At 69.1% G+C, this 12594-nt stretch carries 11 protein-coding genes; 5 read left to right on the top strand and 6 right to left on the bottom strand.

Features of this window, described 5'->3' with window-relative positions:
* Positions 1–28: 28 nt before the first annotated feature.
* A complete protein-coding gene (locus tag ACEU5R_RS11035; RefSeq protein WP_392410174.1) occupies positions 29–1465 on the bottom strand; it encodes a M20 family metallopeptidase in 1437 nt (478 codons plus the stop codon).
* Positions 1466–1625: 160 nt separating this feature from the next.
* Here ACEU5R_RS11035 and ACEU5R_RS11030 point away from each other — a divergent pair, with 160 nt between their 5' ends.
* The gene (locus ACEU5R_RS11030) at positions 1626–2561 is read left to right on the top strand and encodes a LysR family transcriptional regulator (protein ID WP_392410173.1); all 936 of its coding nucleotides are present in this window, start codon (positions 1626–1628) and stop codon (positions 2559–2561) included.
* A 211-nt stretch (positions 2562–2772) separates the two neighbouring features.
* On the opposite strand, the gene ACEU5R_RS11025 is transcribed toward ACEU5R_RS11030, so the two are convergent.
* The 3 genes from ACEU5R_RS11025 to ACEU5R_RS11015 form a co-directional block, all read right to left on the bottom strand.
* Positions 2773–4386 carry an ABC transporter substrate-binding protein gene (locus tag ACEU5R_RS11025; protein ID WP_103272178.1) on the bottom strand — a complete coding sequence of 538 codons (1614 nt, stop codon included), beginning with the start codon at positions 4384–4386 and terminating at the stop codon, positions 2773–2775.
* Positions 4387–4806: 420 nt separating this feature from the next.
* Complete coding sequence (locus ACEU5R_RS11020; protein WP_103272179.1) at positions 4807–5040, bottom strand: hypothetical protein; 234 nt, start codon at positions 5038–5040, stop codon at positions 4807–4809.
* Positions 5041–5218: 178 nt separating this feature from the next.
* Positions 5219–6079 (bottom strand): NAD(P)H-hydrate dehydratase, encoded by an 861-nt coding sequence (locus ACEU5R_RS11015; RefSeq protein WP_392410172.1) that lies wholly within the window; start codon positions 6077–6079, stop codon positions 5219–5221.
* Between the two features lie 100 nt (positions 6080–6179).
* Here ACEU5R_RS11015 and ACEU5R_RS11010 point away from each other — a divergent pair, with 100 nt between their 5' ends.
* Entirely contained in the window at positions 6180–7013 is an 834-nt protein-coding gene (locus ACEU5R_RS11010; RefSeq protein ID WP_212318031.1) for an enoyl-CoA hydratase/isomerase family protein, read from the top strand.
* 22 nt (positions 7014–7035) lie between these two features.
* Here the strand turns inward: ACEU5R_RS11010 and ACEU5R_RS11005 are convergent, their stop codons facing one another.
* Together ACEU5R_RS11005 and ACEU5R_RS11000 are read right to left on the bottom strand one after the other, a co-directional pair.
* Positions 7036–7776, bottom strand: a complete 741-nt coding sequence (locus tag ACEU5R_RS11005) for an enoyl-CoA hydratase-related protein (RefSeq protein WP_392410170.1) — start codon at positions 7774–7776, stop codon at positions 7036–7038.
* Positions 7777–7817: 41 nt separating this feature from the next.
* Positions 7818–8810: an NAD(P)H-dependent flavin oxidoreductase gene (locus ACEU5R_RS11000; protein WP_392410169.1), complete on the bottom strand. Its 993-nt coding sequence runs from the start codon at positions 8808–8810 to the stop codon at positions 7818–7820.
* Between the two features lie 258 nt (positions 8811–9068).
* Between ACEU5R_RS11000 and ACEU5R_RS10995 the strand changes: the two genes are divergently transcribed.
* The 3 genes from ACEU5R_RS10995 (at position 9069) to ACEU5R_RS10985 (ending at position 12524) form a co-directional block, all read left to right on the top strand.
* Positions 9069–9692 carry a TetR/AcrR family transcriptional regulator gene (locus tag ACEU5R_RS10995; protein WP_103272184.1) on the top strand — a complete coding sequence of 208 codons (624 nt, stop codon included), beginning with the start codon at positions 9069–9071 and terminating at the stop codon, positions 9690–9692.
* Between the two features lie 40 nt (positions 9693–9732).
* Positions 9733–10881, top strand: coding sequence for an acyl-CoA dehydrogenase family protein (locus ACEU5R_RS10990; RefSeq protein ID WP_103272185.1), 1149 nt, complete (start codon positions 9733–9735; stop codon positions 10879–10881).
* 413 nt (positions 10882–11294) lie between these two features.
* Positions 11295–12524 (top strand): CaiB/BaiF CoA transferase family protein, encoded by a 1230-nt coding sequence (locus ACEU5R_RS10985; protein ID WP_392410168.1) that lies wholly within the window; start codon positions 11295–11297, stop codon positions 12522–12524.
* Positions 12525–12594: the final 70 nt, after the last annotated feature.

The raw sequence follows: 12594 nt of genomic DNA, 5'->3' as shown, positions 1-12594 counted from the left end.
ATAGGGAAGAAAGCGGCCTGCGCGGCAGTCAGCCGGCCGTGGCCGCCTGGCGTTCTGCCATAACGGCCGGGCCCTGCTCGCCCAGGTCCCAGAACAGGCCGGCCATGATGGCCATGGCCTGACGGGCGACCGGGGCCAACAGATGTTCGTCCGGGCCGTGCTGGCAGCAGGCGGGGTAGGAATGCGGCACCCAGATCGTGGGCAGTCCCAGCACGTCCGAGAACGCGTCGTTGGGCACGGTGCCGCCCAGGTTGGGCAGGATGGCGGGTGCGGCGCCGGTGGTCGCGGCCAGCGATGCCGCGGCCCAGCGGGCCCAGGCATCGTCCGGGTCCAGCCTGGTGGCGGGGGTGCCGCGGCGGACCTTGACCTGCACCTGGCCAAAGCCGTGTGCGTCCAGATGGGCGCGCAGGATGTCGCTGGCGGCGCGCCAGTCGGTGCCGACCACGAAGCGCAGGTTGCAGGTGGCGGCCGCGCGTCCGGGTATGGCGCCCACGGGATTGTCGGGATTGCCGGTCTTGTAGGCCAGCACTTCCAGCGTGTTCCAGCCGAACAGCCGTTCGGCCAGGCTCAGACCCGGCTCGCCCCAGTCCGGATCCGTTTCGGGCGCGTCGTCGTCGCGGCCGACCTCGATGGTGGACAGCGCGCGGCGCACGGCGGCGGGGATGGGTGGCGGGCGCAGGCCGTCGACTTGCAGGCGGCCGCGCGCGTCGACCAGGCTGGCCAGCGCGTGCGCCAGGATCAGCCCGGGGTTGGGCAGCACGCCGCCCCAGTTGCCCGAGTGATGCGCGTGGCTGCGCAGATTGACTTCCAGGTCGAACAGCAGCGTGCCGCGCGAACCTAGGAACAGCGTGGGCAGGTCCGCCGCCAGGCGCGGGCCGTCCGATGCGATGAAGACGTCGGCCTTCAAGGCGTCGCGCCACTGGCCGCAGGCCGCGTGCAGGCCGGGCGAGCCGACTTCCTCGCCGCATTCGACCAGCATGCGGGCGTTGAAGCCCAGGCGCCCGCCGCGCTCGGCCAACACCTGTTCCAGCGCGGCCACGTTGATGCAGTACTGGCCCTTGTTGTCGGCCGTGCCGCGCCCGTACCAGCGCTCGCCTTCCTCGACCAGGGTCCAGGGTGACAGGCCGTCGCGCCATTGCTCGTCGTAGCCGCGCACCACGTCGCCGTGGGCGTAGAGCAGCACGGTGGGCAGGTTGGCGGCCTCGATGCGCTCGGCCAGCAGGAAGGGCGGGCCATCTTGTACCGGGTTGTCTTCGATGCGACAGGAAAATCCCAGGCCTTCCAGCCGGGGCGCGACAGCGGCGCGCAGGTAGTCGTAGAGTTCGGGCCGCTGTTCGGGCGCCTGGCTGACGCTGCGGCGGGCGACCAGGCCCGCCAGGTCGCGGCGCAAGGCGCCGCTATCGGCATACGCGAGCGCGCGCGCGATCGCGGTCGAGCGGCTGGCGCTGGAAACTGCTGCTGACACGGTTGTCCCCTATGTGCCCGGCGCGTCGCTGGGCGCGCCCGCTTGGATGTATCGCCGAATTCTAGGATCCGGGTAGCTTTCTCTACAATTAGAATATTTATCGGTAGCTTTGCAAAAAAGGCAAGGTTTGCCCTGACGCTCAATCCACCTGCGGGGGAACATGCACGGTATCGCGTTGAGGTACTTTGTGGAGGTGGCCCAGGCGGGCAGCCTGAGCGGCGCGTCCGAGCGCCTGCACGTGGCGGTGTCGGCCATCAGCCGGCAGATCGCCAAGCTGGAAGAGCAGGCCGGCGCGCCGCTGTTCGAGCGCGCCGCGCGCGGCATGGTGCTCAGCGACGCCGGCCGGCTGCTGCTGACGCATGCGCGGCGCACCATGCTGGAATCCGAATCGGTGCTGCAGGAGATCGCCGCGCTCAAGGGCGCGGCGCGCGACGAGATCCGCGTGGCGTCCGTCGCGGGCGTGGCGCGCACGTTCCTGCCGGCGGCCATGGCGCGCTTTCGCCAGGACTGGCCGGACATGCGTTTCGACCTGCACGTGGATACGCCCAGGGAAGTGCTGCGGCGCGTGGCCGAGGGCCAGGCCGAGCTGGGCATGGCCTTCAATATGGAGCGCGCCGGGGGCCTGAGCGTGCGCTACTCACGCCGCGCGCCGGTCCATGCGGTGATGGCGGCCGACCATCCGCTGGCGGGCCGCGCCAGCGTGAGCCTGCAGGATCTGGGCGCCTACCCGATGGCATTGACCGAACCCGGCACGACCACGCGGCGCCTGTTCGAACTGGGCTGCGCGCTGGAGTCGGTGCAGATAGAGCCCGCGCTGAGCTGCAACGATCCTTCGCCGCTGCACGGCTTCGTGTATGGCTCCGACGCCATCATGCTGGGCGCCTATATCTCGGTGACGCACAGCCTGGACCGCGATCAACTGGTCGCGGTGCCGATCTCCAATGCCGAACTGCAATCGCGCAGCTTGCAGATCCAAGTGATGCAGGGGCGCTTGCTGCCGCCCAAGACCGAGGCGTTCATCGCGTTGCTGTGCCGCCAGCTGGATGAGCTGCTGGCGGACCGGCCGAAGGCCAGGGCGCAGGGCGCCGCGAAATGAAAAAGACCCCCCACGCCGCGCGCACTGCGTGCGCTTGCTGCCCCCCCGAGGGGGGTGTTTTTCATCTTGGGGCGGCCCGGCGATGAAAAAGACCCCCCCACGCCGCGCGCACTACGTGCGCTTGCTGCCCCCCGAGGGGGGCGTTTTTCATCTTGGGGCGGCCCAAGATGAAAAATGCGCCCCTCGGGGCGCATTTGTCTGCCAGCGCGAATTACTTCGCGTCAGGCTTGACCGAGGTGGCCAGCGTGAACTGGTCGCGGCGGCCTTCGTAGCTGATGCCCTTGCGGAATGCCCAGATGCTGCTTTCGAAGTGCAGCGGGATCAGCGGCACGTTGTCCAGCGCGATCTTGGTGGACTGCTGCAGCAGCGCTTCGCGCTTGGGTGCGTCCACCGTCACGATGGCCTGCTTGTAGACCTTGTCGAAATCGGCGTTGGAGAAGCCGCCGTAGTTGCTGGTGCCCAGGCTGTTGGGCGAATCCAGCGAGGCCACCCACAGCTGGAACAGCGCCGAAGCCTCGCCCGTTTCCGCCGGCCAGCCGCCCATCGGGAAGCTGAATTCGCGCTTGGCGCGCTTGGGGAAATAGATCGAGGCGGTCATCGCGTCAACCGTGGTCTTGATGCCGATGCGCGACAGGTACTGGGCCACGGCCTGGGCGACCTGGCCGTCGTTGACGTAGCGGTCGTTGGTGGACGAGATGGTCAGTTCGAAGCCGTTCGGGTAGCCGGCCTCGGCCAGCAGCTTCTTGGCGCCTTCGGGGTCGTACTTGATTTCCTCGGCCTTGGGCAGGGCGCCGAACATGCCGTCGGGCATGAACTGGTAGGCGGGCGTGGCCATGCCGTCCATGATGCGGGCGGTGATGGTCTTGCGGTCGATGGCCATGGAGATAGCCTTGCGCACGCGCAGGTCCTGCAGCGGGTTCTTGCCGTCGGCGGCCTTCACGAAGGGGCTCTGGGCGCGGCCGACGTCGGGCTGGAAGAATATCAGGCGGGTCGAGGGCGTGGCCACGAAGCCGAACTTGGGGTTGTCCTTCAGGCGCTGCAGGTCGCGCGCGGCCGGGTTCTCGATCATGTCGAAGTCGCCCGACAAGAGGCCGGTCAGGCGCGGACCGGCGGCGGGCACCGGCACGAACTTCACTTCCTTCCAGTAGGGCTTGGGACCCCAGTAGTTCTCGTTGCGGACCAGCTCGATGCCGGTGCCCTTGACGTAGGACTTCAGCGTGTAGGGGCCGGTGCCGATGGCGTCCTTGCCGTTGTTGAAGTCGGCCACGGTGGGCCAGGCGCCGGTCACGCCGCAGCCCTTCTTCGGGTCGAAGGTCAGCTTGCCGTGCTCGACGATGCCGTTCCAGATGATGGGCAGCGAGCGGGCCATTTCGGCGGGCATCAGCGGGAAGGGCGCGCCGGTCTTGATGATGACCGTGTGCGCGTCGGGCGTCTGCACGTCGGTGATCAGCTTGGTCGTGTCCATGTAGGACTGCGACACGTTGGTCTCGTTGTTCAGCGTGCGGCAGATGGTGAACAGCACGTCCTCGGACGTGAAGGGCTTGCCGTTCGAGAACTTGACGTCGTCGCGCAGCTTGAATTCCCAGGTCAGGTCGTCCAGGTTCTTCCACGAGGTGGCCAGGGCCGGCACCAGCTTCATGTCGGCGCTGCGGCCGACCAGCGAGCTGTAGACGTGCGCCGAGAACGCGTCGTTCTGGGTCATCTTGTGATAGTGGGGGTCCGCCGAGGTGGGTTCGGCCGACAGGCCGATCTTCAGCGTCTGGGCCTGGACGGCGGCCAGCGGAATGGCGGCGGCCGCGAGGGCTAACGTGGTACGCAACTTCATGGTGACAACTCCGGATGGAAAACGAACCGGATCGTGCTTGAGGGAGTGACCTAGCGGGCCTGCCGGGGCTTACGGAGGGTCTTTGGCGCCAGGCACGACGGCAAGGGGCCGATTATCGGTAGGGGCTTCGCGCGCTGTCAATGCGCGGGGACAGGCTGCGGCGCTAGGGAAAACGCCGAGATGGCAGGGAAAAACGGGAATGGACCGCGCGATCGCGCCGGTCTGGGCAGAGGAAATGCCGAGGAAATGAAAAACGCCGGGGCAGCCTCTCTTGAGGCTGCCCCGGCGCTCAGGCGCCCGGTGAGGGGCAGGGCGCCCTGGGGCCGGAACGGGCGCTGCGCGGGCAGCGGGCGTTCCGGCCACCGCGTGCCGGCATCAACCGCGGGAGATCTGTCGCGGTTCAGGCCGACCCGGCGGTTCTTACCACTGGGAACCGGAGAAGCGCGAGCTGGCGGCGCGGGCGCGGTTCATCGATTCGTTGACTTCGTCGATGAAGGCGAACACGGCGGCGATGCCAGCGACCACAGCCTTGCTGGCCTTCTTCAGGCTCAGCAGCGGGTGGGCGTTGGGTTGGTTTTCGAGGGCGCCGCGGAGCAGGTCGCGCTCCAGCGCGTCGGTCAGGCGGGCAGTGTGGTTCAGGGTCAGTTCGCTCATGGTGTTCTCCAGTCCAGTCCGTTTCGTCTTGGGGTAAACCATTATAGGGATAACCCTAGGGCAAAAGCAACGGGCGCGACGGAGCCAACCCTGTGAATGTTGTAAAAATGTTTTTGTGCCAGGGACTTAGCCCGCCGATGGGGCTTTTCCCCGTGGCGGGGGCAACCCTTAGGGGAGCCTAGCCCCGGTTGCGCAAGGTACGGGCGGCGTCGGCCAGTTCGCCCGCCGTCAGGCCGATGGGGCCGATGCCGTTCATGACCAGGGCGTCCGCCGCCGCGCCGTGCAGCCAGACCGCGCCCGCGACGGCCTGCTCCAGCGGCAGGCCTTGGGCGATCAGCGATCCCAGCATGCCCGCCAATACGTCCCCGGTTCCGGCGGTCGCCAGGCCGGGATTGCCGCTGGTGTTGCGTCGCCAGCCGCCATCGGGGGCGCAGACGATGGTGCCGGCCCCCTTGAGCACGATCCAGGCGTCGTAGCGGCCAGCCAGCTGCTGGGCGGCGGCGGGCCGGTCGGCCTGTACCTGGGCGGTCGTTCGGCCGAGCAGCCGGGCCGCTTCGGCCGGATGTGGCGTCAGCACGACCGGGCCATCGCCCCAATGCGGCTCGACCTGGCCGCGCGCCAGCAGGTTCAGGCCATCGGCGTCCAGCACCAGCGGGGCCTGGCCGCGCCGGGCAAACAGGCGCGCCAGCAGATCGGCGGCCAGCGGCGAGTCGCCGATGCCGCAGCCCGCCACCCAGGTCGTCACGTTCCAGTTGCCGTCCAGCAGCGAGCGGGCGTCGCGCAGCATCAGTTCGGGTTGCAACGGGTCGCAGGGCAGGGGCGAAGCACTCTCGGCGAAGCCGACCAGCACCTTGCCGGCGCCGGTCTTGAGCGCGGCCCGCGCCGCCAGCAGCGCGGCGCCTGTCATGCCCGGGCCGCCGCCGACCACGCCGACGGTGCCGAAGCTGCCTTTGTGGCTGTCCTGCTCGCGCGGCGCGAACAGGGCGGGCAGGTCATCGCGGCGGACGGGGGCGCCGGCGGGCGGGACGGGCGTGTTCATGGGCTGGGCTTCCAGGGCGGGCGGGAGCGGGACGGCTCGCGCCATCCACTATAGTGCCCCAAAACGCGCCGGCGTCCCGCCGGCGTCACCGGAGAAGACAATGACCGACATCACGCTGGAACATTACGCCGCCTACGAGTCCCTGAAGCTGCGCCGGCATCCCGGGGGCGTACTGGAGCTGATCATGGGCGCCAAGGACGGCCTGCCCGGCAAGCTGTCCACCGCTGACGACCGCATGCACCGCGAGCTGGCCGACATCTGGCGCGATATCGATACCGATCCGGATACGCGCGTGGTGGTGATTCGCGGCGAGGGCAAGGGCTTTTCCGGCGGCGGCGACCTGGGGCTGGTGCAGCAGATGGCCGACGATTTCGACGTGCGCGCCCGCGTCTGGCGCGAGGCCCGCGACCTGGTCTACAACATCATCAACTGCAACAAGCCCATCGTGTCCGCCATGCACGGCGCGGCGGTGGGCGCCGGCCTGGTGGCCGGGCTGCTGGCCGACATCTCCATCGCCGCGCGCAACGCACGCATCATCGACGGCCATACCCGCTTGGGCGTGGCGGCCGGCGACCACGCGGCCATTGTCTGGCCGCTGCTGTGCGGCATGGCCAAGGCCAAGTACTACCTGATGCTGTGCGAGACCGTGTCCGGCGAGGAAGCCGAGCGCATCGGCCTGGTGTCGCTGTGCGTGGACGAGGCCGAGCTGATCGCCAAGGCTTTCGAAGTGGCCAATAAGCTGGCCGCCGGCTCGCAGACCGCGATCCGCTGGACCAAGTATTCGCTGAACAACTGGCTGCGCATGGCCGGCCCCAGCTTCGATACCTCGCTGGCACTGGAGTTCATGGGCTTTGCCGGCCCGGACGTGCGCGAAGGAATCCAGTCGCTGCGCGAGCGCCGCGCGCCGAACTTCCGGCCTGACTCGCCGTTTTGAGCCCGGCGTTGGCGCCGTCCACCTACTTCTTGAAGAACCGTGCGAACGCCGCCTGGGCCTCCTCGGTGGCGAGCCGCGCGCGGAACTGCTCGGCTTCATAGTCCAGCGTGGCCTGGATGGCCTCGTGGTCCGGGCGCCTGAGCATGGCCTTGGTCAGCCGCAGCGCGGCCGGCGGCTGGGCCGCCAGATCGGCCGCCGTGGCCCGGGCCGCCGCCAGCGCCTGGCCGGCGGGCGTGACCGTGGTGGCCAGCCCGGCTTCCAGCGCCTGGCGGGCGCCGAAGGCCTTGCCCTGCAGCAGCCATTCGGCGGCGCGGCGGGCGCCGGCCAGCCTGGGCAGCAGCAGGCTGGACGCGCCTTCCGGGCACAGGCCCAGCGCCACGAAGGGCAGGCGCAGCGTGGCGCCTTCGCCGATGTGCACGAAATCGCAGTGCTGCAACAGCGTGACGCCGATGCCGACGGCATAGCCCTCGACGGCCGCGATGACCGGGACATCGGTCGTCGTCAGCGCGCGCAGGAAGCTCATCGCGGCGCTGTCGCCCGCGCCGCGCTCGGCCTGGAAATCGCGCAGGTCGTTGCCGGCGGTGAAGTGCTCGCCGGCGCCGGTCAGGATGACCGCCGACACGGACGCGTCGGCCGACGCCCGCGCCAGCTGCTCGGTCAGCGCCGCGTAGGTGGCGTTGTCGAGCGCGTTGCGGCGCTCGGGCCTGTTGATGGTCAGGGTGAGGACCGCGCCGTCGCGGTCGATGTTCAGGCCTGCGCTCATGGCGGCGTTCTCCGGGTCGGGGGCGTTGCGTGGCGCCGTGCTTACGCGAAGTCCGCGCCGGCCAGGCGGGCGCGGGCCTGGGCATACTCCGCCCGCAATCTGGCGACGATCTCGCGGGTGGGCAGCACGCTGTCGATGCCGCCCACGCCCTGGCCCGCGCCCCAGATGTCCTTCCAGGGCTTGGCGCGGCCGCTGCCGAAGTTGGACGCGCCGCTGTCGGGCGCCGGCAGGTTGGCCGGATCCAGGCCGGCGGCGACGACGCTGGCTTTCAGATAGTTGCCGGGGATGCCGGTGAAGAACGGCGTGTACAGCACGTCCGAGGCGCTGGCATCGACGATGGCGGATTTGTAGCCCTCACTGGCGTTGGCTTCCTCGCTGGCGATGAAGCGCGTGCCCATGTAGGCGAAGTCCGCGCCCATGGCCTGCGCCGCCAGCACGTGTTCGCCGGTGGTGATGGCGCCGGACAGGATCAGCGGGCCATCATAGAAGCGGCGCACCTCGGACAGCAGCGCGAAGGGGCTGAGCGTGCCGGCGTGGCCGCCCGCGCCCGCGCAGACCAGGATCAGGCCGTCCACGCCGGCTTCCAGCGCCTTTTCGGCGTGACGCAGCGTGGTGACGTCATGGAAGACCTTGCCGCCCCAGTCGTGGATGCCCTTCACCAGGTCGCCCGGTGCGCGCAGGCTGGTGATGATCAGTGGCACGCGGTGGCTGGCGCAGACGGCCAGGTCCTGTTCCAGGCGGTCGTTGGACTGGTGGATGATCTGATTGACCGCGTAGGGCGCGACCTTGGCGCCCGGATGGGCCTCGCGGTACGAGGCCAGCCCGGCCTGGATTTCGTCCAGCCAGTCGTTCAGAAGGCTTTGGGGGCGCGCGTTCAGCGCCGGAAAGGAGCCGATCACGCCGCTGGTGCATTGCGCCAGCACCAGTTTGGGATTGGACACGATGAACATCGGGGCGCTGATGACCGGCAGGGACATCTGGCCATACAAATCAGTCACGAGAGGATGGGGCATGGTGTCTACGCGTGCGTTCATGGGTCAGGATGGGGAGCGCGCGGGGCCGTGGAACAAACCGCTTGAGCCCTGCCGCAGGCTGTGCCTATAATTACCTACCGACCGTCCGGTAATTAATTAATCCTTATTTAACGGCATGCGCCGAGCCGCTGTCAATCGAGGTTCGCTCGCGTCCTGATGGGCGGGCGCCGCCCCGATTTCAGCGCGGATCGCAAGCGCGATCCCGGCCGCAGTCCCAGCCGCAACTTCTGTCCAATCGCAGTCCCAACAGGCCCTGTCATGGCGCATACCGCTCCCCCCGCCCAGAAGCGCGCCCGCGCGGGCCGGCCGCCCACGCTGGCGGCGCCACGCGAACGCATCCTGGAAGAAGCCGCCAAGCTGTTCGCGCATAGCGGCTACGACGGCAGTTCGGTGGCCGACCTCGCGGCGGCGCTGGGCGTGTCCAAGGCCGCCATCTATCACTACTTCACCACTAAGCAGGACATCTACGACGCCATCATCCTGGCGGTGCTGGAAGGCCTGACGCGGCATGTCGGCCAGGCGTTGGACCAGGCGGCGAGCCCGGCCGAGCGGCTGCGCGCCTTCATGCTGGGCCATGCGCGCTATTTCGAACGGCACCACGCCGAATTCGTCACCATGCTGATCGGCTATTCCGGCATGGCGCTGCCCGAGCGCGAGGACGCCGCGCGCCTGCGCGACGGCTACGAGAAGCGCCTGCGCGCAGTGATCGCGCAAGGCGTGGCCGAGGGCGTGTTCCGGCCGCTGGACGTGGCGGCCACCGGCCGCGCGGTGCTGTCCATGCTGAACTGGATGGTGCGCTGGTACAAACCCGGCATGGGCGATGACGCCGAAACCATCGCCGCCGGCTATTACGAATTACTGGTCGGCGGCATGCGCGCCTGAGCGCCGCCGCCCACCCGGACCCCTGGAAGAGACCCTGATCATGGCCCTGGACACCGAAACCCTGACCCTGTTGCTGGACGCCGTGCGCCGTTTCGTGCACGAACGCCTGATCCCCGCCGAGGACGAACTGGCCGCCAGCGGCCAGGTGCCGCCGGACATCGTGCGTGAAATGCGCGAGCTGGGCCTGTTCGGCCTGTCGATCGCGCCCGAGCATGGCGGCCTGGGCCTGAACATGGAAGAAGAGGTGCGGGTCGTGTTCGAGCTGGGCCAGACCTCGCCCGCCTTCCGCTCGCTGGCCGGCACCAACATCGGCATCGGCTCGCAGGCCATCGTGCTGGCCGGCACCGACGAGCAGCGCGCGCGCTACCTGCCCAGGCTGGCCAGCGGCGAGCTGATCGGCTCCTTCGCGCTGACCGAGCCGGACGCCGGCTCCGACGCCATGGCGCTGCGCGTCTCGGCCGAGCGCGATGGCGACCACTACGTGCTCAACGGCACCAAGCGCTACATCACCAACGCGCCCATCGCCGGCCTGTTCTCGGTCATGGCGCGCACCGCGCCCGAGCGCCGCGCCGCGTCGATCTCCTGCTTCCTGGTCGAGGCGGGCACGCCCGGCCTGTCCATCGGCCGGCCCGACAAGAAAATGGGTCAGTCCGGCGCGCTGACCAGCGACGTGGTGTTCGACAACTGCCGCGTGCCCGCCAGCGCGCTGCTGGGCGGCGAGGAAGGCAACGGTTTCCGCACCTCCATGCGGGTGCTGGACAAGGGCCGGCTGCACATCTCCGCGCTGTGCGTGGGCATTGCCGACCGTCTGTTGCGTGACGCGGTGAAGTACGCCATCGACCGCAAGCAGTTCGGCCAGCCCATCGCGGAATTCCAGCTGATCCAGGCCATGATCGCCGACAGCCAGGCCGAGCTGTACGCGGCGCGCTGCATGGTGCTGGACGCGGCGCGCATGCGCGACCGCGGCGAGAACACCACCATGCAGGCGGCCTGCTGCAAGCTCTATGCCACCGAGATGGTGGGCCGCGTGGCCGACCGCGCGGTGCAGATCCACGGCGGCGCCGGCTATATGTCCGAGTACGCGGTCGAGCGCTTTTACCGCGACGTGCGCCTGTTCCGCATCTTCGAGGGCACCTCGCAGATCCAGCAGCTGGTGATCGCGCGCGAGACCATCAAGGCCCATTCCTGAACTTGCGGCGATCCTGGCGCGGGGCGGCGGGCGGATGCGCCGGCGGTCCGGCCAGCGTCCGTCGCGTCGACAGGTCCCGGCCGCCGCGTCCCGTCGATGCCGGCTAAAGGCTAATATCCAGCAGTGTGCTGTGCCGTAGGTACGTTCGCATGACGAAATTCATCCATAGACGTCAGGGCTAGGCGCAAACCGCAGCGATACCCGAAGGTATCGCGAGGATTTGCAACGACGCCATGGCGGCTAGGGGTGGATTTCGTGCGGGCGTATCTGCGGGACAGCACACTAGCCCGACGACGAATCGCAAGGCGGCGCGGCGCGAGCGCCGGCCAGCCGCCGGCATGACGGAATCCCCGCCCGGCCCGCAGTGCAGCGCGGACCGGACGTTTTCATTTTTGAATGAGCGTAGAGATCAGATGTCGCAACGTCCCGCCCCTCTCACCGGCATCCGCGTGCTGGACCTGACCCGCGTGCTGGCCGGCCCCTGGTGTACCCAGAACCTGGCCGACCTCGGCGCCGAAGTCATCAAGATCGAACGCCCGGGATCGGGCGACGACACCCGCGCCTGGGGGCCTCCGTACCTGAAGGATGCGGCCGGCAACGACACCAGCGAGGCGGCCTACTACCTGTCGGCCAACCGCAACAAGCTGTCGGTGGCGCTGGACATCGCCTCGCCGCGCGGCGCCGAGCTGGTGCGCGAGCTGGCGCTGCAAAGCGACATCCTGGTCGAGAACTTCAAGGTCGGCGGCCTGGCCAAGTACGGGCTGGACTACGACAGCCTGAAGGAACTGAATCCGCGCCTGATCTACTGCTCCATCACCGGCTTCGGCCAGACCGGCCCCTATGCCAGCCGCCCCGGCTATGACTTCATGATCCAGGGCATGGGCGGCTTGATGAGCATCACCGGCGAACGCGACGACCTGCCCGGCGGCGGTCCGCAGAAGGCGGGCGTGGCGGTGGCCGACCTGATGACCGGCATGTATTCCACCGTCGGCATCCTGGCGGCGCTGCACGAGCGCAGCAGGAGCGGCCTGGGCCAGCACGTGGACATGGCGCTGCTGGACTGCCAGGTGGCCATGCTGGCCAACCAGAACCTGAACTACATGACCTCTGGCAAGGCGCCGCGCCGCGCCGGCAACGCGCACCAGAACCTGGTGCCCTATCAGGTCTTCGCCGCCAGCGATGGCCACCTGATCGTGGCCGTGGGCAACGACAGCCAGTTCCGCAATTACTGTGGCGTCATCGGCCTGCCCGAGCTGTCCGCCGATCCGCGCTTCTCGACCAATCCGCAGCGCGTGAAGAACCGCGAGGAACTGGTGCCGCTGCTGGCCGAGCGCATGGCCACGGGCGCGCGCGACCACTGGCTGGCCGCGCTGGAAGGCGTGGGCGTGCCGGCCGGTCCGATCAACACGCTGGACCAGGTCTACGAAGATCCGCAGGTGCTGGCGCGCGGCATGAAGCGCGAGCTGCCGCATCCGGCCGCCGGCAAGGTGCCCATGGCCGCCAGCCCGCTGAAGCTGTCCGGCAGCCCTGTCGAGTACCACCGCGCCCCGCCCATGCTGGGCGAGCACACGGCGCAGGTGCTGTCCGAGAAGCTGGGCCTGTCGGCCGATGAAATCCAGGCGCTGGCGCAGGGCCAGGCCTGACATTCCCGCGCGGCCGCGTCGCGGGCATCCTGCATGCCCGGCGCGGCGCGCGGCGGTCATGGTCCCCGCC

It is taken from the genome of Achromobacter sp. 413638, assembly GCF_043119405.1.
GTDB lineage: Bacteria > Pseudomonadota > Gammaproteobacteria > Burkholderiales > Burkholderiaceae_B > Achromobacter.
The sequence above is the reverse complement of the archived record's forward strand: the minus strand, read 5'-3'. Positions and strand labels throughout refer to the sequence as shown.

Excerpts from the sequence above, each read along its gene's own strand:
- ACEU5R_RS11030 (WP_392410173.1), top strand. The coding sequence starts at position 1,626 with ATGCACGGTATCGCGTTGAGGTACTTTGTGGAGGTGGCCCAGGCGGGC.
- ACEU5R_RS11025 (WP_103272178.1), bottom strand. The coding sequence starts at position 4,386 with ATGAAGTTGCGTACCACGTTAGCCCTCGCGGCCGCCGCCATTCCGCTG.
- ACEU5R_RS11020 (WP_103272179.1), bottom strand. The coding sequence starts at position 5,040 with ATGAGCGAACTGACCCTGAACCACACTGCCCGCCTGACCGACGCGCTG.
- ACEU5R_RS11015 (WP_392410172.1), bottom strand. The coding sequence starts at position 6,079 with ATGAACACGCCCGTCCCGCCCGCCGGCGCCCCCGTCCGCCGCGATGAC.
- ACEU5R_RS11010 (WP_212318031.1), top strand. The coding sequence starts at position 6,180 with ATGACCGACATCACGCTGGAACATTACGCCGCCTACGAGTCCCTGAAG.
- ACEU5R_RS11005 (WP_392410170.1), bottom strand. The coding sequence starts at position 7,776 with ATGAGCGCAGGCCTGAACATCGACCGCGACGGCGCGGTCCTCACCCTG.
- ACEU5R_RS11000 (WP_392410169.1), bottom strand. The coding sequence starts at position 8,810 with ATGAACGCACGCGTAGACACCATGCCCCATCCTCTCGTGACTGATTTG.
- ACEU5R_RS10995 (WP_103272184.1), top strand. The coding sequence starts at position 9,069 with ATGGCGCATACCGCTCCCCCCGCCCAGAAGCGCGCCCGCGCGGGCCGG.
- ACEU5R_RS10990 (WP_103272185.1), top strand. The coding sequence starts at position 9,733 with ATGGCCCTGGACACCGAAACCCTGACCCTGTTGCTGGACGCCGTGCGC.
- ACEU5R_RS10985 (WP_392410168.1), top strand. The coding sequence starts at position 11,295 with ATGTCGCAACGTCCCGCCCCTCTCACCGGCATCCGCGTGCTGGACCTG.